This window comes from Pseudonocardia sp. ICBG601, assembly GCF_020496245.1.
The window spans coordinates 25,735-46,112 of the sequence record NZ_JAHLJA010000146.1; the positions used below are offsets into that span (position 1 = coordinate 25,735).

23 protein-coding genes are annotated in these 20,378 nt (G+C 70.6%); 8 read left to right on the forward strand and 15 right to left on the reverse strand.

Features of this window, described 5'->3' with window-relative positions; translation table 11 throughout:
- Nucleotides 1-15: 15 nt before the first annotated feature.
- Together KPL57_RS27920 and KPL57_RS27925 are read left to right on the forward strand one after the other, a co-directional pair.
- Nucleotides 16-2,781, forward strand: coding sequence for an AAA family ATPase (locus tag KPL57_RS27920; RefSeq protein WP_226353758.1), 2,766 nt, complete (start codon nt 16-18; stop codon nt 2,779-2,781).
- Between the two features lie 35 nt (nt 2,782-2,816).
- Entirely contained in the window at nt 2,817-3,149 is a 333-nt protein-coding gene (locus KPL57_RS27925) for a hypothetical protein (RefSeq protein ID WP_226353759.1), read from the forward strand.
- Between the two features lie 6 nt (nt 3,150-3,155).
- On the opposite strand, the gene KPL57_RS27930 is transcribed toward KPL57_RS27925, so the two are convergent.
- A complete protein-coding gene (locus tag KPL57_RS27930) occupies nt 3,156-3,758 on the reverse strand; it encodes a hypothetical protein (protein WP_226353760.1) in 603 nt (200 codons plus the stop codon).
- A 274-nt stretch (nt 3,759-4,032) separates the two neighbouring features.
- Complete coding sequence (locus KPL57_RS27935; RefSeq protein WP_226353761.1) at nt 4,033-4,863, reverse strand: DUF732 domain-containing protein; 831 nt, start codon at nt 4,861-4,863, stop codon at nt 4,033-4,035.
- A 243-nt stretch (nt 4,864-5,106) separates the two neighbouring features.
- Here KPL57_RS27935 and KPL57_RS27940 point away from each other — a divergent pair, with 243 nt between their 5' ends.
- On the forward strand, nt 5,107-5,337 hold the full coding sequence (locus tag KPL57_RS27940) for a hypothetical protein (protein ID WP_226353762.1): 231 nt from the start codon (nt 5,107-5,109) through the stop codon (nt 5,335-5,337).
- Nucleotides 5,338-5,361: 24 nt separating this feature from the next.
- On the opposite strand, the gene KPL57_RS27945 is transcribed toward KPL57_RS27940, so the two are convergent.
- The 8 genes from KPL57_RS27945 to KPL57_RS27980 form a co-directional block, all read right to left on the reverse strand.
- Nucleotides 5,362-5,742 (reverse strand): hypothetical protein, encoded by a 381-nt coding sequence (locus KPL57_RS27945; protein WP_226353763.1) that lies wholly within the window; start codon nt 5,740-5,742, stop codon nt 5,362-5,364.
- A 680-nt stretch (nt 5,743-6,422) separates the two neighbouring features.
- Nucleotides 6,423-10,643 (reverse strand): hypothetical protein, encoded by a 4,221-nt coding sequence (locus tag KPL57_RS27950; protein ID WP_226353764.1) that lies wholly within the window; start codon nt 10,641-10,643, stop codon nt 6,423-6,425.
- A gap of 116 nt (nt 10,644-10,759) precedes the next feature.
- Entirely contained in the window at nt 10,760-11,104 is a 345-nt protein-coding gene (locus KPL57_RS27955) for a hypothetical protein (protein WP_226353765.1), read from the reverse strand.
- A 207-nt stretch (nt 11,105-11,311) separates the two neighbouring features.
- Complete coding sequence (locus KPL57_RS27960; RefSeq protein ID WP_226353766.1) at nt 11,312-11,752, reverse strand: hypothetical protein; 441 nt, start codon at nt 11,750-11,752, stop codon at nt 11,312-11,314.
- Between the two features lie 209 nt (nt 11,753-11,961).
- Complete coding sequence (locus KPL57_RS27965; RefSeq protein WP_226353767.1) at nt 11,962-12,315, reverse strand: DUF732 domain-containing protein; 354 nt, start codon at nt 12,313-12,315, stop codon at nt 11,962-11,964.
- Complete coding sequence (locus tag KPL57_RS27970) at nt 12,312-12,932, reverse strand: hypothetical protein (RefSeq protein WP_226353768.1); 621 nt, start codon at nt 12,930-12,932, stop codon at nt 12,312-12,314. The genes KPL57_RS27965 and KPL57_RS27970 overlap by 4 nt, the downstream gene beginning before the upstream one ends.
- 25 nt (nt 12,933-12,957) lie before the next feature.
- Nucleotides 12,958-13,236 (reverse strand): hypothetical protein, encoded by a 279-nt coding sequence (locus KPL57_RS27975; protein WP_226353769.1) that lies wholly within the window; start codon nt 13,234-13,236, stop codon nt 12,958-12,960.
- Between the two features lie 44 nt (nt 13,237-13,280).
- On the reverse strand, nt 13,281-14,096 hold the full coding sequence (locus KPL57_RS27980) for a hypothetical protein (RefSeq protein ID WP_226353770.1): 816 nt from the start codon (nt 14,094-14,096) through the stop codon (nt 13,281-13,283).
- 204 nt (nt 14,097-14,300) lie between these two features.
- On the opposite strand from KPL57_RS27980, the gene KPL57_RS27985 reads away from it, so the two are divergent.
- The 5 genes from KPL57_RS27985 (at nt 14,301) to KPL57_RS28005 (ending at nt 17,761) form a co-directional block, all read left to right on the forward strand.
- On the forward strand, nt 14,301-15,002 hold the full coding sequence (locus KPL57_RS27985) for a thermonuclease family protein (protein ID WP_226353771.1): 702 nt from the start codon (nt 14,301-14,303) through the stop codon (nt 15,000-15,002).
- Between the two features lie 41 nt (nt 15,003-15,043).
- The gene (locus KPL57_RS27990; protein WP_226353772.1) at nt 15,044-15,604 is read left to right on the forward strand and encodes a hypothetical protein; all 561 of its coding nucleotides are present in this window, start codon (nt 15,044-15,046) and stop codon (nt 15,602-15,604) included.
- A gap of 105 nt (nt 15,605-15,709) precedes the next feature.
- A complete protein-coding gene (locus tag KPL57_RS27995) occupies nt 15,710-15,994 on the forward strand; it encodes a hypothetical protein (RefSeq protein ID WP_226353773.1) in 285 nt (94 codons plus the stop codon).
- 300 nt (nt 15,995-16,294) lie between these two features.
- Nucleotides 16,295-17,479 carry a Fic family protein gene (locus KPL57_RS28000; RefSeq protein WP_226353774.1) on the forward strand — a complete coding sequence of 395 codons (1,185 nt, stop codon included), beginning with the start codon at nt 16,295-16,297 and terminating at the stop codon, nt 17,477-17,479.
- 75 nt (nt 17,480-17,554) lie between these two features.
- Nucleotides 17,555-17,761: a hypothetical protein gene (locus KPL57_RS28005; RefSeq protein WP_226353775.1), complete on the forward strand. Its 207-nt coding sequence runs from the start codon at nt 17,555-17,557 to the stop codon at nt 17,759-17,761.
- Here KPL57_RS28005 and KPL57_RS28010 read toward each other — a convergent pair.
- The 5 genes from KPL57_RS28010 to KPL57_RS28030 form a co-directional block, all read right to left on the reverse strand.
- Nucleotides 17,719-17,862, reverse strand: a complete 144-nt coding sequence (locus KPL57_RS28010) for a helix-turn-helix domain-containing protein (protein WP_226353776.1) — start codon at nt 17,860-17,862, stop codon at nt 17,719-17,721. The genes KPL57_RS28005 and KPL57_RS28010 overlap by 43 nt on opposite strands.
- A 27-nt stretch (nt 17,863-17,889) precedes the next feature.
- Nucleotides 17,890-18,327, reverse strand: coding sequence for a hypothetical protein (locus KPL57_RS28015; RefSeq protein WP_374203801.1), 438 nt, complete (start codon nt 18,325-18,327; stop codon nt 17,890-17,892).
- 391 nt (nt 18,328-18,718) lie between these two features.
- Nucleotides 18,719-19,132, reverse strand: a complete 414-nt coding sequence (locus KPL57_RS28020; protein ID WP_226353778.1) for a hypothetical protein — start codon at nt 19,130-19,132, stop codon at nt 18,719-18,721.
- Nucleotides 19,133-19,500: 368 nt separating this feature from the next.
- Nucleotides 19,501-19,923, reverse strand: a complete 423-nt coding sequence (locus KPL57_RS28025; protein WP_226353779.1) for a hypothetical protein — start codon at nt 19,921-19,923, stop codon at nt 19,501-19,503.
- Nucleotides 19,916-20,317, reverse strand: a complete 402-nt coding sequence (locus KPL57_RS28030) for a hypothetical protein (RefSeq protein WP_226353780.1) — start codon at nt 20,315-20,317, stop codon at nt 19,916-19,918. Before KPL57_RS28030 ends, KPL57_RS28025 begins: the two co-directional genes overlap by 8 nt.
- Nucleotides 20,318-20,378: the final 61 nt, after the last annotated feature.

Here is a 20,378-nt window from a genome sequence, read left to right on the forward strand (position 1 = left end):
CAGGCCGCGGAGATCGTGGCCCGGTTCGCCGAGTCCGGCCGAGAGCTCGGCGCCGACCAGGCCGCCGCCGTCCGGGGCGTGCTCACCTCCGGTGCCCGGCTCGAGGTCCTGCAGGCCGCCGCCGGGACCGGGAAGTCCTTCGTCGTCGGCGCCCTGGCCGACGCCTGGACCGAGCACGGCGGGCGGGTGTTCGGGCTCGCGCCGTCAGAGAACGCCGCGCAGGTACTCGCCGAGGACGGGGTCACCGCCGCGAACCTCGCCCGCTGGCTCGCCACCCAGCAGCGCCTCGACGGCCCCGGCCAGCCGGCCGACGCGGACGCCGGGTGGGCGCTGCGCGACGGGGACCTGCTCGTCGTCGACGAGGCCGGGATGGCCTCGACCACCCAGCTCGCCCAGGTGCAGCAGCGCGCCGCGGCGGCCGGCGCCAAGCTGCTGCTGGTCGGGGACCCGGCGCAGCTGCGCGCGGTCGGACCGGGCGGTGCGCTCGCCGACATGGCGGCCCGCGGGGTCCGCTACGACCTCGCCGAGGTCCGCCGGTTCACCGCCGGGTGGGAAGGCCCGGCGTCGCTGCGGCTACGCGACGGCGACCCTGCGGTGCTCGACGCCTACGACCGGCACGGGCGGCTCGTCGACGGCGGCACCCCGGAGCAGACCGAGGCCGCCGCAGCCCGCGCCTGGCTCGCCGACACCCTCGACGGCCACGACGCGCTGCTGCTGCTCGGATCCAACGAGGCCGCCGACCGGGCCGCCGCCGAGCTGCGCGCCGAGCTCGTATCCCTCGGCCGCGTCGCCGAGCACGGCGTCGACCTGGCCGCGCACCAGCAGACCGCCGGCGTCGGGGACCTCGTGCAGGGCCGACGCAACGGGTGGGAACTGCGCGGCGTCGACGGGAACACCCGGGCCCCGCTGAACCGGTCCACCTACCGGGTCGTCGCCACCACCGACGACGGCGGACTGCGCGTCGCCGACGCCGCCGGGGTCGAGATCACGCTGCCCCCGGCCTACGTCGCCGCGGACCTGTCCCTGGCCTACGCCTCCACCGTGCACGCCGCCCAAGGCCGCACCGTCGACCGTGCCCACGCCGTCCTCGGCCCGGGTAGCGACCCGCACGCCGCCTACGTCGCGCTCACCCGCGGCCGCGACGGGAACTGGGCCTGGACGGTCACCCGCCCCGTCAGCGACGACACCCCGACCGGACAGACCCTCGGCCACCAGACCCGCACCGCCCGCGCCGTACTCGCTGATCTCCTCGACGCCGGCCGCGAACCGCAGGCCGACGACCTGTCCGCGACCGCGCTCGCCGCCCAGGCCGACGCCGACGCCGTCTCGGTGCAGCGCCACCTCGACCGGCTCACCGCCGAGATCGCCGCCACCACCGCCGGGCGGACCGCCCGCGACCTCGACCGGCTCGCCACCACCGGCGCCCTGACCGACGGGCAGAGGGCCGCGCTCGCCGCCGACCCGGCGTTCGACGGGCTGGAGCGGCTGCTGCGCACCGCCGAACTCGCCGGCCACGACCCGGCCGAGGTCCTCGACCAGGCGGTGCGAGCCGGCCGGAACCTCGACGACGTCCGCTCCCCGGCCTCAGTGCTGCACCACCGCATCTCGACCGCCCTCACCGGGCAGCTCACCCCGGACTTGACGAGCTACGCCGACCTCATCCCCGCCGCCGTCCCCGCCGATCGCCGCGAGCGGCTGGAACAGCTCGCCGCCGCCGCGGACGACCGGCGCCGCGACCTCGGCGCCCAGATCGCCGACCAGGCCCCGCAGTGGGCCGTCGAAGCCCTCGGCGCGGTTCCCGACGACCCGATCGACCGGGCCGAGTGGGAGCACGCCGCCGGATGGGCCGGAGCGCACCGCGAGCACACCGGCCACGAAGCCGCCGACGACGCGCTCGGCGCGGCCCCGCCGGCGGGGCTCGCCGAGCAGCACGCCGGGTGGCGCACCGCGCACCGCGCGCTCGGCCTGCCCGACGAGGGTGCCGACGAGGCCGTCATGTCCGACGGGCAGCTGCGCTGCTGGGTCCGGGCCTACGAGCGGGAGCAGAACTGGGCGCCGCCGTGGGTCGGGGACGAGCTGGCCGACGCCCGCCGCCAGGAGCAGCGCCACCGCGCCGACGCCACGGTCTGGGCGGCGCGCGCCGACGCCGCCACCGACCCCGACGAGGCCGGGCAGCACCGCGCCGAGGCCGAGCAGGCGGATCTCCGGGCCCGCGGGTACGGACAGCGGGCCGCCGAGCTGGACCAGGTCGACGAGGCCCGCGGGCGCTGGTACCTGCACACCGCTGAGACCCGGGACCGGTGGGCGCGTGCGCAGGCGGCGCTCGGCGCTCGCGGGGTCGATGTCGACGACCCCGGCGAGCGGGTGACCGGCGAGGAGTGGCTCGCAGCCCACGACGCAGCGGTGGTCGAGGAGGAGCGGTGGCGGGACGTCACCGAGGACGACGTCCGCGACGACGTCCCGGACCGGGACCTCGTGCGCGGCGCCGGGCCGACCGCGCAGTCCGGTGTCGAGGACGTGCGAGAGACCTCTCCCTTCGACAGCGGCGAGCACCGGGACCGGACTCCGGGTGCTGGGCGGTCCGACGACGACCTCGCGACCGCGGTGGCCCGGGCGCAGGTCGCACTCGCGGAGATCGCCGCGCGGGACACTGAGGACGCCCGAGCAGAACAGGACCCGGATCACCCGCGCCGCCGCGAGCAGCTCGCGCAGTGGGCCGCGACGGACGAGGCTGCCCGCTGTGCGGCCGTCGACGACGAGGTCGACCAGCGCAACGGATGACCGGCGATTGGCCCGGCTGCCGGTAAGAATGTGCGATGACACTCGCCGATGAGTTCCGGGCCGCGCAGCTCGCGTTCTGCGAGGAGCTGCGCGACTCCGATGACGGCTACACACCCACCCGCTTCGAGCCAATAGTGCGGGCGGGCACTGGCGACGATGCTGTCGCATTCGCCACCCGGCTCGTAGAACACGCTCCTGAGGACGGGACAGCCGGCTTCCGGCGGATGCTCCAGATCGGCCGCGGCCAGCAGACCCTCGAGTACCAAGTGCTACTCGAACGGTGGCGGCCCCTCTTTGACCGACGAACACTGGACGTCGCGCGATGGAGACTTCAACAGAACGGGATCGCACCACCGTCTGAGGGGTGAGGTCGACTACGCGCCCGCACTGGCGTCAGTGAGCTCCGCATGGGTGTCGGCGATGACGTCGGCGATCTGCTGGTAGCGGCGCGCGTTGTCCTCGCAGCGTCGGGTCAGTTCGACGCGCTGCTCCGGCTCGAAGAACCGCTCTGGTGCCGCGGCGATCGCGAGGTCGTACAGCTCGCGGGCCGTCGGGATGCTGCCGTCGGCGTGCCGGACGGGCAGAGGGATCGGGGCGCGCTGCCCAGGCTCGCCGAGGAGCCAGCGGATCGTCCGCCAGGCGCCGTCGGCGAGCTCCGGATCCACAGGCTGCGGCAGAAGCAGCTCCACATCGAGGTCGGCGGCGATCGACCGCAGCGGTGGCGGCGCGATGTTCGGTGTTGCGGCGGCGGTCGCGGCCCACCCCTCGTAGGTCGCGATCTCGCGGGTCACCAACCCAGCCGACCGGCCGGTGATCGGTGCCGCCCGGCCACCGCGGACCCAGGCCAGGGTCAGGGTGACGCCGGCGAACCAGGGGCCGCCGGAGTCGCGGCGGGTGCGGTAGGCCAGCCAGTGCAGGTCCGCGATCTCGTGGCGTGACGGGGCCGCCCAGGCCGGTTCGGTGGGCGTCCACGTCATGCCGCCGAGTATGAGCCTGGACCGCGGCGGGGTCCACGGCGTGCCTCCGGCGGGACCTCCGGTCGGGGCCTCAGTTCTGGACAGGAGGGGCCGCCCCTGACCATCACGACGGCATCCGGAGGACAGCACGCCCACCGCGGGACCCGCAAGCCTGGGCAGGTCGGGCGGCGGCTACGCGAGGTGGTTGCGGGCCCCACGGCGACCATGCTCGCGCTGCGCGTGCCGACGTGACGGACAGGGGCTCAGCAGGTTTCGCACCGCGGACGGCGGAGGGTCACTGCTGCTTCGTCCAGGTGCAGCCGCCGTTGAACTTGATGAACTCGCCGTCCGCGACGGTCACCGAGGACGGGCCGTCGGTCAGGTCGTTCGACAGGATCGACGACGAGTCGCCGGAGTCGTCGCTGAGCCGCGCCTGGTAGCAGCTCCGGGCGCCCGGCACCGGGCCCGTCGTCTTGTACCGGCCCGCCTCGAGGTCGACGCCCACCTCGTAGGTGCCGTCCGACGCAGAGGTCACCGGACCGGCCGGCGCGGCCGCGGACGAGCTGCCTGCCTGGACCGGTGCTGCAGACGAGACCAGCGGGAACGTGTACTGCGGGCACAGGTTCCGGTGGGCGGCGTCGATCATCACGCCCGCGACCTGGGGGCCGAACTTCGTCGCTCCGAACTCCGCGACCAGGTCGTCGCGGCTGTACGACTGGTACGCCATCACCTCGCAGGCGCCCCGCCCGATCGCGATGGTGTCCTGGTCGCTCATGGAGCTGGTCAGGCCGGGGGTGTCGAGAATGTCGGCCATGTAGGCCTGTTCCGGAGTCATAGCGGGGGCAGCGACTGCGGGCTCGGCGACCGCGGTCTCGCTCGGGGCGCTGGTGGCGGACAGAGCGACACCCGAGATCGCGGCGAGGGCGAGCACCGAGGTCACAGCGACCCACGGCCAGATCCGACGGGTCTTCGGTCGGGCGGGGACCGCACCGGCGGGCGCCGGAGTCCTCGGCGCGGGGATCTGGGCCGGTGTGGTGGCGCGCTGCTGCTGCGACTGCCACTGCTGGAAGCGGGCCCACTCGGCCTGCTGCTCCGGCGTCATCGTCGCCCACGTCTGCCGATCCATGTCCCGACCCTCCGCTAACCGGACGAGTCGTTGTTGACCCGTTCAGCCGCTGCTTCGAGGACGATCATGGGGCCGTTTCGGCGCCTCATCAGTCTTGATGACTGGCCCTCACGAACGGGCTGACGACCGCGGCACGGGTCGGGACGGACGCCTCGGCCAGAGAGAGTGCCGGGCAGTAGAGTCCGCACCGGCCGCGCTTCCCCCGCAGCCGTCATCGATCCACGACGACCACAGGGGGAACCCGTGTCCGACACACGCGAGCCGATGCCGCTCTACCGCGCCCAAGCAATCCTGCGAGGCCACGCGGGAGTGACGACCCCCGAAGACCGGCGGACCGCCGCGCTCGTCGTCCTGCGGGAGATGGAGCAGCTCCAGCTGGTGGACGTACTGGCTCGCCGATTCGTCGAAGCGACAGACGTCGACACCCGCGACCGCGCACTACGGCGACTCCGCGAGACCTTCGATCGGCCCTGAGCCCGGGCCCATCGTCAGCGCAGGTCACGCCTCGGAGGCGGGCCGCTTCTCGTCCCACGGCGTGGGCATGTTCTCCAGCTCCTCGCTGAGGGCCAGGATCCGCGCGCGCTTCGCCGACCAAGCCCACGCTGCGGCACCGGCCAGAACGACGAAGAACAGCCAGCCCATGGAGGTCAGGCTGGCCACGATGAGTCCCGCGATGAACCCGAGCACCAGGATCTGATTGGCCCGCTGTCGTGCTTCGGTCTCGCCGGTCTCGCGGACATGCCGGACGTGGAGGACGTGGTCGGCCTCGGCGCGCTGCTGAGGAGTCATGGCGGCGCGCCGCATGACCTCGGCGCGCTCGTGGAGCTCGTTGGCCCGGGCCAGCTCGCGCTGGATGCGGAAGTTCGCCCGTCGACCCACGATCAGTCCTCACCCCGTCAGTGCGCGGCAGCCCCGCGCGTCTCATCTGGCCTGTCGATGTCTTGATGTGGAGCGTTCCGAGCGCGGTACCCGGATCGTCACTCCTGATGAGGGCGAAGGGTCCGAGCGTCAGTGAAGTGGCCTGCCTACTGGGGCACCGGGACACGGCACACCGGGTCTGACGAGCCCGTCTGTCGAGTGATCGTCTCGTCGGCGACTCGCTGGCCATCGACGTCGAACACCTCGCACCTCAGGCGCGTGGGTTGGCTGATCTCGCGCACACTGGCGTCCACCTGCGCGGTCAGCAGAGAGCTTGGGGGACAGGTCACTCGTGTGTCGAGCAGGCCGGACCCGAGCACCCCGGACTCGCTCCGCCACAACGCATCCTGAGAGCCCTGATAGCGGGTCTCCGGATCCACGGAGGCATCGCAGGACCAGTGCAAGAACAGCTGGCCGTCTGAGCTCATGTTGCTCGACGGCTCGGTGACCAGGATGCGGTACTCCGGTGGGGCGGACGAGCATCCGCCGAGGGAAAGAGCAGCGGCAAGAACGACGACAGCGGTCCGGCGAGGAGGCACGCTCGCTGTACCGGAATGCGGCTACTGGCCGTTACCACCAGTACCTGTTCCTGATGATCTCGCTGGCTGGCTGCCGAGCGACGCTGGGCCCGATGCCGCTGGTCATCCGAACGCCCCCAGAGCTGCCCGCGACCGCAGGCGTTGGGTCTTCTCGCCGGCGCCGTCGGCGGTGAACGCTTCGATGAGCTTGTCGAGGCGGTCGAGCATGTCGGGGCCGTAGCCGGCCGACAGGGCGTCGCCGCGCAGCCCGTGCAGGGCGGCGGTCTGCGCCTTGAGCTCGGCGATCAGCGCGGCCGGGTCGCCGGTGCGGGCGCTGGTGGTGGCCGCGGTGGTCAGGCTGGTCACTGACGTCGACACGGGTGTGCGGGGCGCGGTCGCGGCTGCGGCGCCGGAGATGATGCGGGTCCCCGACAGGGCGGCCGCGGCGGACGACGACAGGGTCGCGGCCGGGTCGACCGCGGACAGGGCGCCCCGCACCCGCGCGGCCATGGACGTCACGACGGCGGTGACCTGCCCGGCCTGGTCCCCGATGCCGGTCGCCAGCCGGGTCGCGATCTTCCCGCCGGAGATGAGCGGGTCACCCTGCCCGGACAGGGGGCCTTCCTTCGCCGGGGAGGACGGGAACTGCGCCTTGATGCTCGCGGCGATGCTGGCCGCGGCCGCGGTCGCTGCGGCGCCGGCGGCGATCATCCCCGCGGTCAGGCGCTGGATCAGGGTGTAGCCGGCGTTGTACATGGGCCCGGCCATGGACTGGAATGCGGCGACGACCTGCTGGCCCGTCGAGCGGGCCGATGCGACGGCCTGGGCGCCGCCCGCGGTGAACGCGGCCACGATCCGCTGCCAGCTGGAGGTGACGATCTGCACGACCTGGTTGAAGCTGGTGGTGTAGACCTGCTGGATCTGCTGGCCGCCCTGGGTGGCGACCTGCACGCACCGCTGCATGCCCTGGGTGACGGCCTGGGTGGTGCGGGTCATCGCCGCGGTCACCGCGGTGGTGGCGCCGTCGAACCCTGTGGTGAGCGCCGTCCGGATCCGCTCGGCGCCGGACTGGGCGGCCGAGGCGGCCTTGTCCATGCCCTGCTGCACCGCCGTGCCGATCCGGTCGGCCGCCGACTGTGCGGCGGTCGCAGCGGAGTCGAGCCCTGCCTGTACGGCGGTTCGGACGCGGTCGGCGCCGGACTGGGCGGCCTGCCCGGCCCGGTCCATCCCGGACTGGACGGCGTCGGCGATCCGGTTCATGCCGTCGGTCGCCGCGGTGGTGGCACCCTCGACGCCGGTGCGGACCCCGTCTCCGATGCGGGTGCCGCCGACCTCCGCCGACGCCCCGGCCCGCTGCATCGACGCCTCGACGACGTCAGCGACCGAGGCCATCGACTTGGTCGCCGCGTCCGAGGCGCCCTTCATCCCGTTGCCGATGGCCTCGGAGATGCGGGTGGCGCCGTCGGTCGCCGCCTGGGTGGCGGTGTCCATCGCGGTGCGCACCGAGTCCGACACCCCGGTCATCGACTGGGCGGCGGCCTCGGGAGCCTTCTGCAGGGACTCCCCCACCGCGGAAGCGACCGCGTCGGCGCCGGTGCGGGCAGTGTCGGTGGCCGCGTCGAGACTGGTCTTCGCGGCGTCGTTCACACCGGACAGCGCCTCGGCAGCAGCAGCGGGGGCCGGGGCGAGGCCGGACTGCACGCCCTCGGTCGCGCCCGCCGCCGCCGCGGCGGCGGTCTCGGGCAGCGGCTGGAGCCCAGTCTGCGCGGCGTCGTTGACGCCCTGGAACTGCTGCAGAGCGCTGTCGGGGAGCGGCCCCAGCCCACCGATGACGCCGTCCGCGGCAGCCTGAGCCTTCGCCGCGACCGACCCGGGCAGCGGATCCAGGCGGCCGCCCGCAGCGTTGACGCCGGAGAATGCCGACTCGGCCTGGCCGGGGAGCCGCTGCAGCGGCGGCACCAACCCGGTTTCGATCTTCCCACCCGCAGACGCGGCAGCGTCCCCCGCAGCTTCGACCGGCGGCGGCAACCCGTTGAACGTCTCGGTGACCGCGCCACCGAAGCTTGCGACTTCGTCGAGGGAGTCCGACAGCGGCCGGAAGAAGTCGTTGACCGACTGCACCGCCCCGGCGACCCGGTCAAAGATGCCGATCAGGTTGTTGAGGCCGTCGACGAGCTGCGGGACGACCTCTAGGGCGCCCTGCACGAACCGCTGGAAGCTCTGGTCGTTCGCGAGTTCCTTCGCCTTGTCAGCGAGCCGGCCGATCGAGTCGCCGATGGACTCCCACGTCGACGCCGGGATCGAGTTGATGAGGTCGGCGCCGGCCTCGGCCACCTTCCCGAAGTCCGCGCCCAGCTTGCTGAAGTCAACCTTGTCGATACCCGACTTGATCGAGTCGAACAGCTTCGTCATACCCGGCGTCGCCGACGTGAAGAAGTTCGTCGCCGCGGTCAGGACCGAGAACAGGACGCCCTCGAGTGAGGCCAGGATCTGCCGCAGCGCGGAGACCGCCCTGGCGGCGTCACCGGACCGGTTCATGGCCGACAGCCAGTCGGCGGTCTTGTTCGTAAGGTCGGAGAGGATCCCGACCATGTCCCGCATGATCGACGAGCTGGCTCCGAGGTCGAGGAAGCTCTGGATCAGGTTCCCGAGCGCCGGGCCAAGCTGACCGCGCAGCTCCGCGGTCATGTTGGTGAACAGGGCGTTGATCTTCCGGACGTTCTCGCCCTTGGTGACCAGGTCAACCAGGGCGACGCCCCCGTCAGCGATGGCCTGAGCCATGCCCTTCACCGACGTGGTGATCTGCGGGAGCAGGTCGGTGCCGAGCTTCCGGAACGCTGGGGTCAGGGTCTTCTCGAAGACGTCGGACACCTGAGACTTGAGCCGGTCCAGCGCAGGTTTCAACCCGGACTCGTAGGCTTTCTTGATGCCGTCGAATCCGAGCGCGACCACCACTGCTGCGGCGCCGACCCCGAGGAGCAGGGTCGGAAGGCCAGCCGCTGCAGCGCCGATCGCGCCGACCACGTAGGTGACCGCCCCGGCGATGAGCGCGAACTTCACGACCTGCGTGCCTGCGCTGACCAGTGACGACGCGAACGACCCGAAGATGCCGATCGCTCCGGTCATGGACTTCGACAGCAGCCCGGTGGAGATCCCGAGGCCGCTGAAGTGTTCGCCGAGGCCGTCGACGATGCCGGACAGACCACGGGCGCCGGCGCCGAGCAGGGAGAAGCCGTTGCGGATGTCGGTGGACACGCCGCGGCCGACGCGGCGGATCCGGGCGAAGCTCCGCTCGAACCGGCCCCCGGCCAAGTCGACATCGTCACCGAAGGTGCGGATGGATCCCCGCACGTCCGCGAAGCGCTGCTGAACCGACCGGACCGACTCGACGGTGCGGCGCAAGGTCCGCTCGTAGCGGCCCGCAGCCTGTTCTCCGTCGTCCAAGGCGACTCGAACCCCGCTGCTGGCGTCTCGCAGCGCCCGCTGCGTCACGGTGAACGCCCGGCTGTTCGTGACGCCTTTACGCAGCGCGGTCCCGATCCGCACCAAGTTCCCCTGGTACTTCTTGCTCTCCGCCTCGGCCTTCTTCAGCTCCTCGGCCTCCATGCGGGTCGCACGAGCGTGGTCGGTTGCCGCGGCGTCCCGTGCGCGAGTCGCCTCCTCGTTGGCCCGCAGCGCTTCGGTGTAATCGCGCGCCGACTGCTCCGCGCGGTCGCGGATCTCATAGCCGCGGGTCTCGGAGACCATCGCGGCCGCGGTGGCATTCGAGAGCGCGATCCGCGCCTTGGACAGCGCGTCCTCGGCCTTCTCCTGACGACCCGCCGCCTCCCAGCCGCGATCGCGCTCCTGCTCCAGGCGCTGCTCGGCGTTCGCGATGTCGAACGCCGTGCCACGTCCGTCCTGGCGGCGCGCCTCGAGGTACTCCTCGAGCTCCGCGACCTTCAGGATCTGCCCGGCGTGCTCGATGCGAGCCTGTTCGAGGTCGTCCTCGGCGCGGGTCTGGCGGCGTGTGGCGAGGTCGAGATTCTCCATGACCCCGGTGTGGCGCTGCTCGGCTGCTTCCAGATCGGCGTTTGAGCGGACGAGGTCTCGGTCGGCCTTCTCCAGCGCCTTCTCGGTCTCGAGGAGGCGCTCTGCGGCTTGCTGGAGCTGCTCGGTCGCGGCGACGGTCTGAGCGGCGAACCGGTCCTTGTCGACCTTGATCTTGACCTCGACGTCCTCGCGGAGGCCGGCGGTGGCCTTCTTGAGGGCGGCGGCGAGGTCAGCGCGGAGCTCTGTGGCGAAGCGGTTGTCCTCGGGGACGATCTGCACCCCGGCCTTGTCGACGATGCGCGTCTTACTCACCGCCCCCACGACCGGGCAGGAGTCGGGTTACCCGCCGCTAGTGCAACGGTCGGGCACGTGGGAGTCCTCGGGTCGTGAGCGGCGCCCCGCGGTTCGAGGCAATCGCGGGAGCCGGGCTACGGGACCTGGGCGATGATGGCGTCGTCGACGGCGCGGAGCAGCTCGGTGAGTTCCGAGTGCGGAAGCGCTCCCGCGGTCGGGTCACCAGCGACGGCGGCCTGGATGACGGCCCGCGTGGCCAGGGCCGCGAAGTCTCGGGCGTGGACCAGCGGGGCACAGTGTCCGCACGCAGCCCGATGCCCTGCGGCCTCGTTGACGCGGTAACGGCGCTTCCGCGGTCCGAGCGGGCTGGTGCGGTAGCAGACGACGCCGACCTCCCAGATCTCCATGGGTCCGTTCCCAGCCAGCGTGCCGCTGCACCAGGCGCAGGTGGTGAAGACCGGTGCGGGGGCGAGGGTCATGGCCGGATCGTGGCAGCGAGGCCTGACCTGCTGGGGCTACTCCTCGGGGCGGGCTGAGATGGGATGGTTGACCCCGCGGTGGCCCCCAGAGGGTCAGCCCCCGGCCCGGCCGGCCGCAAGGGGTAGAGCGTCCCTCGCCCCCGACCGACCCGCGCGCAGATCAACCGATGCCGCCGCTCCGGCCCGAAGAACGGGTAGAAGAGCAGATCAGTCGGGGTAGCGACCGCCGAGGCGGCGCCAGTGGTCGACGAGGTCGGTCCGCGCAGGAACTGCCAAGTCCCGGGCTAGGTCGTCCTCCGCTTCCTGAGCTGCCCGCTCTGAGCTCTCCCGGATCCGCTCTGCCTCGGCGGAGTCGGCCTCTTCCTGCCCAGGGAACATCTCACGCAGGGCTTGCATCGTCGCGGTTCTGCGCAGCTCGGTCAGCGCTTGCTGGGTCTTGGAGTGACTCTCCCGGATCTCGGCGGCTCTACCGAGGTTCGCGACCTCCTTCATCGCGACGACGATTCCGGTCGGGGTGGGGGCTCCCTGCCGGACGGCAAGGCGCAACAGGTCGTCGCTGAACGGGCGAGACTCGACTGGTGCCCACTCCAGACGGTCCAGGTCCGCAGTGGGATGGGCGCGGGCGATATCGATGGTCTGGCTGGGCATGTCGGACCAGCTGAGGTTGGCGGGGGGGTCAATCGGTAGAGCGACATGTCGCATTTGTCGCCTGTCATGAACAGAGCGTTACCGCTTGCACACGCCTGGGGGCCGGCAGGTCGGTGCTGGGCGGTGAACGGCGGGGTAGTCCAGCTGGCTGTCTGACACCCCTCGCCGGGCCGACGCCGGGGATGGTCTGGTGCGGCTCAAGGAGGTGTCTACCCAGCGCAGACGGTCCGCTCGGCGGCGTCGACGATCGCAGCGGCCTGATCGGCGGTCACTGTGTAGGTGCCGCCAGAGAACCGCTCGACAGCCTGGGCGACGACCTGGTCGCGGGGCCGGCCGTCGCCGAGGGAGTCACAGGTGTTCGCGCCGCGTCCCGCGAGCCGCTCAGGGTTCTCCGCCAGCGGCGGCGCGATGCCAGCGACCTCGTCAACGAACGCCTGCTCGGCGGCCGTCAGATCGGCCGAGCCAGGTGGAGCAGCGGCCGGGGCGGACGTCGGTTCTGCGCTACCGCAGCTCACGAGTAGAGCCAAGCCGGCGAGCGGGATGAGTCGGACGAAGCGGGTCACTCGGGCATCTTCGTGGCGCCGTCAGCGTCATCCACCAGCGGGGGCTCGTGATCCAAGTGTCCCGACCGTCTGGCCTCCTCCCCAACCCGCTCGGCGCGGCCATGACTCTCCGCGGCAACCTCGTCGAGGGGACGCTCGCCGCGCTTGGCCCGGGCAGCGTCGAGCTTGGCGACCTCGTCGTCGGTCAGCGCGACGGTGACCGCGCGCTCGGAGAGCGGGCCACCAGGAACGACCTGGAGGTCGATGACGCGGCCATCCGGGTCGGTGCGCAGCTCACGGCCGGTCGGCTGGTCGAAGCCCGCGAGAACGGTGATGCCGAGCCGGAGTCGGCCAGTGGTCCGGTCCGGTTTGCCCGGGTAGATCTCAAGCACGAGCCCGCCGGGCATCGTCGTCGAGTAGTGCACCGGGCCAGCGCCGTGCTGCTCCTCGACTAGGCGCAGCCCCAGGGCGGTGTAGAACTCGCGGCAGGCTTCCAGTTTCTCGGTGTACAGCACTAGCAACGAGAGCCTGCCAGGAATTACGTCGGCGTCGGTCAGATCGCCGAGGGTTTGCTTTTGACTGGTCACATTGACTCCAGCGAGTCGATCGGTCCAAGGCAGCCCGCCCTCGGCCTGCACTGCTGCTCCGCACGCTCCTGAGGAGCTACCGGACATCTTCATCGTCTGGCGCGAGCGCTTCCTCGTATCGACGGGTGAGGTCGTGGTCCTCCCGTCCCCACTTCCACGCATCGAACTTGCCACTGAGCAGGTACAACACCGCGAAGGTGATAGACGCCCAGCCCACGCTGTAGGCAGCGATCACCCAGAACTCGGCCCAGCTGTCCCCGTTCAGAACGCGAACGACCAAGACGACCAGGATCCCGAAGGCCGTCAGCCCGACCCCCACAGGCCACCTGCGGTCTTTGCCGTAGGTCTTCGTCATGAGCACCTTCACCTGTTCTCTCTACGCGTCCACTCGGGTCGCTGCTACCGCTCCTGCCGGGCGCTCCAGAGCCACCGGCGACCGCCTTCCGCTTCGGGCGGGGGCGTCGCTCCGTTCAGGTTGTCGAGATCAGCTCGTTGGCTCGCCTCAAGCAATGGGGCAACCTCGACCAGGTACCGGTCGCCGACCTTCGCGCAGGCGCTCCAGAGATCGAAGTACATACTCTCGAAAACCGTCATGTCCGGATTGGTGATCGGACCCGAAGCTACCTGCAGCTTGATCGTCTGGAAGAGCGTGCAGTTCTCGACTGCCGCGATCGAGGCGACAGTCTCAGCTTCCATCTGCGGAAAGAAGGGAGTGAGTCGGTTCTTCAGCGCGATCGCTCGGTCAATTGCGTCGTCGGTGAACTGGATCCAGTTGTAGCGCTGGCCCTGGAACCCGACCATGGGCGCCGGGCCCATCGGGCTCACCTTGGCCATCAACTCGGACAGATACTCTGGATCGGGTTGTCGCGGCGGCGGCCGCATGCCGTGCTCGGTCGCCATCGGTTGCAGGATCCCCACAGCGGTCGTGGCAAAGCGGGCAACTAGCTTGCCAGACACCTCAACGAAGGCGCCCTTGTCGCGTTGCTTCGGCAGCCGGATGACGAGCAGGTTGAAGAACCAGGCACCGATGAAGGATAGGGCCAGGGCGGCGATGACGTCTCCGAGCAGCGCGCCGCCGGGGAACAGCTGCGGCACTGAACGCAGCAGTCGCTGCGTGACGACGGTGACGACGCAGACGATGACGAGGACGTCCAGCAGCGGGTCGAACTTGTAGATCCGACGCCACGGGCGAGCGTTCTTCTTGACGGTGATCATGCCTCCCAGCCGGTGCGAGCACTCACCCAGGAGATCGCCGCCCCGGTCTCGCCGTTAGGCCGATCAGCCGGTCCGCGATGTCAGATCATCAACCGTGATGACCCGGATGCCCGACTCGTAACAAGGGTCCGCCTGGCCCGGATACGACCGGCATACCGCCTGCGGCACACCCCGCCGGCGCCACCACCCCAGGAAGGCACCACCGTGTCCGGGAAGTCGCTGCTCGCCTCGATCGTCGTCATCGGCGCACTGTTCGCCGCCTGCAACAACGACGACGAGGACACCACCGCCTCGACGACCGCGGCGGCCAGCCCGACCACCACGCAGGCGCCGACGACGTCGACCTCCAGCAGCTACCGAACCGCGACCCCCGCGGCGACGCCCACGGTGACCGGCGAGCAGGTCACCGTGTCCCGGGTCATCGATGGCGACACCTTCGAGCTCACCGACGGCCGCACCATCCGCGTGCTGGGCATTGACTCCTGCGAGATCGGCACCGTCGAAGGTGACTACGCCAAGTCGTCCGCGGAGAGCGACCTGACGAACACCACCTACCCGGTGACCCTCACCGAGGAGCCCGGCGTCGACACCGACCCGTACGGCCGGCACCTGCGCTACGTGCAGGCGGGCTACAACCAGGAGGACTTCGGGCTGGAGATGGTCCGCTGGGACCACACCGGCGTGTACCAGGGCCGCAACGACGCCTCCCCGGGCTACGTCGCGCAGCTCTACGCCAAGGACCTGGAGTACGCGTCGAACCCGCCGTCCGGACGGGAGTGCGGCGGCTCGTCGGCCCCGGCCTCGAGCGGCGGCGACGTGTACGTCGACACCGACGGCGGCGGCAACTACAACATGCCCGACGGGGCACTGACCGGCGGGTACTGCGCACGCAAGTGGTGGTGCTGAGCGGCGGCCCAGGGGCCGCAGGCCTGCCTCCGGAGTCCCGAGTGAGGGCTCTGCACCGGATTGCGCCGAACGGTCGCGAACCGGGCGGGCCGCCGCACGTCGTGATTGACATGCGCCCCCAGCTCCATTCCCGCGCCCACCGGGCCACCGGCATCGCCGGTCTCCTCGCCGCCGTCGCATTGCTCACCGCATGCCAGGAAGCGCAGGCCAGTCAGCCGCCGCGGCCGACGATCCCGCCCCTGCCCACGATCGCGCTGCCCGCGCCGCCGAACGTGCCCGGCACCCGACCGAACACCGGCAACATCGTGCTGACCTGCACGCAGATCGGCACCAGCAAGCAGTACTTGTGCACGCAGACCGGCACCGCCCAACCGCCTGTGGCGCCGCCCGCCTCGACGCCTGTCCCGACTCCCTCGGCGACGACGCCGCCGCCCATGACGTTGCCGCCGGTGAAGGAAGGCAGCCCGGAGCCGACCACCCCACCGGTCACCACCCCGCCCGCGTGGACCACCGTGCCGCCGGAAGCGACGACGACGCCACCGCAGCCGACCGACGAGGGGACCCCGACGCAGACCATGCCGGTCCCCGGCGCCGCGAGCTGACCGAGCGACTCCGTCTGGCTGGCCCACCGGCACGTGCCGCACGATGGTCGGGCGCCCGCTCCCCCGGGTGCCCGACCAGCACGCCGCGCCCCCCGGGGGGACCCCGTGACCGACCGCGCCTACCGCACCGCCGCCCGCCTCACCGCCGACCGGGCCGTCGTCGCCCGCGCCGCCGACCTCACCCGCTGCGGCGAGCACCTGCCGCCGATGCCGGCTGCACGGCTCGACCCGGCTGGCACCGGCCGGATGCTCGGCAAGCTGCTCGACCTGCTCGCCGAGCACCTCGACCGGCTGCTGGTGCAGGTGCACGACCACGTTGTGCGGATCGCCCGGGAGCGGGCCGGGGACGAGACGGACCTGTCCGCGGTGCGGCGGAGCCGGCTGCGGTAGTCCCGACTCTCGTCGTACGGCGCCGCGGGAGCGGACGAACAAGCAGAAGCGACGCACGGCTGCACCGCGGCGGTCAGTAGCCCCAACCCCCTCCCGGGCTCACTCGGACCGGTCCGCCCTTGGCGAACAGGCGTGGCGCGGAGTGACCGTACGAAGCCCCCACCGTGTGTCCGACCAGGCCCAAAGCAGGACCACAGTCACGGCCAGTGAACGCGTCAGAACATGAGACCGATCCAGTGCGCGCTCAGCGCAAATCCGCTGGTAGCGTCACAGTTCTAGCTCACACAGAACAGGTCAATCATGAGGGCATACGAGGGGTCACACCCGTGGATCACGTTCAAGTTCGATCTGAGCCGGTTGACCTACAAGACCTGGATGCTGCTGGGCGAAGCCGAGTCGAAGTGCGAGCACATCGCAGGCGTTCCCGTCAGCCCTGAGTTCGCTAAGCGGTTCTACGAGATCTACCTCAGCAAGGGTGTCCACGGGACCACCAGCATCGAGGGCAACACCCTGTCCGAGGACGAGGTACTCCAACGCGTGCGAGGCGAGCTGCCCCTGCCTTCCTCTCGGGAGTACCTGGGCGACGAGATCGACAACGTCGTCGCGCTGTCCAACGAGATCATCCAGGAGATCACCGCTCAACCCGCTCCGGAGCTCACCCCGGCTCGCCTCGACAACTTCAACAAGCGACTGCTCGAAGACCAGCCACTCGGTGAAGACGTCAAACCCGGAGAGGTCCGAGAGCACTCGGTGACCGTCGCGCGGTACCGCGGCGCCCCTGCAGAGGACATCCCCTACCTCAACGAACAACTCTGCAAGTGGCTGAGCAGTCCGGACTTCGTGAAGGATCCGGCGGACCCGCTTGCCTTCACGATGGCAGTACTGCGGGCGATTCTTGCCCACCTCTACATCGCCTGGATCCACCCCTACGGCGATGGCAACGGGCGTACGGCACGGATCGTGGAGTTTGAGTTCATGGTGCAGGCGGGCGTCCCGCTCCCCGCCGCGCACCTGCTGTCCGACCACTACAACAAGACGCGCGATCGCTACTACCAGGTGCTCGATCGGACCAGCAAGGTCCAAGGTCATCCTGTTGAGGAGTTCATCTACTACGCGCTTGAGGGCTTCGTTGACGAGCTACGAGCCCAGATCGCAGAGATCCGCTCCCAGCAACGCCAGATCGCTTGGGAGAACTACGTTCACGACTACTACCGCGACGAGACCACCGCGGCGAAGACCAGGCAGAAGCACTTGGTGCTCGACCTACCCGAGACGTTCGTCGCCAACAACGACATCCGGGTCTTGACCCCTCGGCTCGCCGCCGACTACGCCGGCAGGAGCGCCCGGGTCATCACCAGGGACCTCAATGAGGTCCACGCAGCGGGCCTGGTCGTGCGACGCAGCGGGCGGGCCGTCCGTGCCAAGAAGGAGCTGATTGACGCATTTCTGCCGTTCAGGGCGAGCGAGGAGACGCCATTCGGCTGATCGGTCTACCGGCCGCTCTGCTCGCTCCGGAGGGGCACTGACCGCACCGCACCTGCAGCGGGCACCCTGACCGGTATGAACGAGCAGGACAGCGTGCACGCCGCAGTCGCCGACGCGGCCCGCCAGACCCGCGCGGTGCTCGCCGAGATCGCCGACCCGACCTCCGAGCTGGTGTCGACGCCGGCGGCCCGCAACCGGCTCGAGGGTGCCGCCCTGGCGCTCGACGCGGTCGCTGCCGGTCAGCCGGACGCCGCCGGCGCCCCGTCGTCGAGCACGCGGTAGAGCGTCGCGCGCGAGCACCCGACGAGCTCGGCGATCTGGGTCATGGTGTGCTCGCCACCGTCGCGCAGCTTCCGGGCGTGGTCGACGTTTGCGAGACGCATCGGGATCGAGCGAACGCGGCTAGTGACTTAGCTCTGCAACTCTGGGCCGGCTTCTACGGCGCGGAACCTGATCGTTCGCGACTCGACGCCCTTCAGGTCGATGGCCACGCTATAGACCGTGGGCTCGGGTAGCGCAAGCTGATCTAGCGGAACGATCACGGGTACGTAGTTGGACGTCTCCATGTCGAGGTGGAGCTCTTTGACCAGCGGTTGCACGTTCCAGCCGCCATCGACATGACCAAGGGGTTCTCCCGTGCCATCCGCCCTGGCGATATCGACGGTGAACGAGAAGTCAGTGTTGTAGTCCGCAGTCTCGGTCGCCTCGGCGAGAAGCACCAACGATGCAGCCATCGGAGCCGGGTAGGCCTGCCGGTAGACGATCGAGATGCCCGCGCCGAGGACGTTGAGGAGTCCTTCCCTCACACTGGCGGCGTCACAGATGAAGGCAGCTGCGATACGCATCATCGAGCCCCTACAAGTTCAGCCCGGGAGGCAGCCAACCGAGCAGCACCGTTCCGCTCCCACTGCCTCACATGTCGAGTGGTAGTGAGGTGGCCAAAGTCGACGTGTACGTTGCTGGCCTGGCGCGCGCTCATCTGACGAGCTGGTGCAGTGGGGCTGTCTCGAAACGAGGCCCACTCAACCCGAAGGTAGATCAGCCGGTGCGTGTGGTCGATGTCAGTGACCAAGGCAGAGCCAACGAAGTCAGACCCATCTTCGTCCGGTTGTGACGCTACAACCGTCTCCCCAGGTTCCGGGACCCGATCCGCGTCCTCGAACCGAGCGGCCGTGAGGCGCGGGTCGGCTCTAACTGCGCTGTTGGGGTCCACGATGATCCTTGCCGGCTGCACGAAGTTCACAACGAACACGATGGGAACCTCCTCCGGTCATACTGGTTGAAGACGGTCGCGAGCTTGGCCAGGTCCGCGGACGCAAGCTCATGGCCGAGTATCACATCGTAGTGCTGAAGTGGTGGCTCACTGAGACGAAGAACGAAGCCAGCCGCGTTCAGGTGCCGCTCGGTCGTGAAAGTCACCCACTTGGCAGACCTCGGCACCGTCAGGATGTGCTGGCACAGTGCGATCGCCGCGGCCATGATCTCCTCCTGTGGAGCGAGTCTGTGGCCGAAGACCGAGATGCTGTAGTCGGGGGCGGGTCGGTTATCGCGCAGCTGCAGCCGGTGGTCCGTCTCGGCGTCTGCGCGCAGGCGCACGTCGTCCCATCGCCAGAGTCGGGCGACGAGCAGGTCACCTGCCTCCGCATCGACCACCCGTTAGAGCTTACTGGGTACCTGAGTTCAGACGGGGACGGCCTGCGCTCCGTCCGCGACGGAGGCGAAGCGGTCCGGTCGACTCTGTGGCGTTGAGCGCGAGCACGGCGCCTTCCAACCGATGACGGGTCGCGCCGGAGCACACCAACCGGCCGGCCACGACCTCGTCCAGCACCGCCTGGAGCTGAGCAGCAGCGGTCTGCGCCTCTCCGCAGGGTGAACCCGCGTCCGTCGCACCCCGCGGCGGGTCCGCACGCTCGCGCCCAGGTGTGCGAACCCCTGATGTGCCCAGCCCTGTGCGAACCGGCCCCGCGGGCCCGCAGGGTGGCGGCAACCGGTCCTGGGGCAACTTGCGAGCCACGACGCGGTCAGTCCTGCGGCCGCTGGGTGAGCTCGGCGGTGAGCCTCGCGATCTCGGCGTCGATGTCCGACTCTGTGATGAGCTGAACCCGGCTGGTGGCCGGTGCGTTCAGACCCAGGAGCTGGGCCTTGCGTTCGGCCCATCGGCAGGCGACGGCGTACGCCTCGACGCGGGTGCGTGCTGGGATCGATGGGTCTCGGCCGAGGGCGAGGAGCTCACAGGTGACGTCGTCGGCGAGGAGTTGTTCCTCGGCGCGGTGTTCCTCGACCTGCGCGACCGGGGCCTCGGCGAGGGCGGCGTCGTAGAGCTGGCGGGCGCGCTGTCGGGACACTCCGAGTTCGTCGCCGATCTCGAACCAGGACAGGCGGGCTCGTCGGAGTTCGACGACTCGGGCTCGGCGGGCGGCCTGCTCGGGGGTGCGCTCAGGCATCGGGTCCTCCTCGGGGTGGGGTCAGCGCTCGGGGGCCGTAGCGCCGAACGGGCCGGAACTGCGGTTCGGGTTCCGCACGCGGTATGCCGTGGAGCAGCCGGCAGTAGACGATGTCGGCGCCGCCGACGTCCTCGGGGCGCATCTTGAGCAGGTGCGCGGTGATCAGGACCCGCCGGCTGTTCCACTCCTGCCAGCACGCGCGGTGGCGGCTGTAGGTGATCTGGAACGCGCGCCGCATCTCCTGCTCGACCTGTCGGGCGACGGCTGCCTGTCTGGTCTGTGGCGCGGCGCCGCCGTGGACCCAGCACACCCGCCCGCCGACCATGGCGAACCGGCCGCAGGTGCCGCCGTCGGTGCGTGAGGCGCCGCACCGGCGGCGCTGACGCCGCTTCACCGTGCACCGCGGCCGATGACGGTGGACGGGGGCGCCACCATGGGGTCAGGGCCTCGGCGCA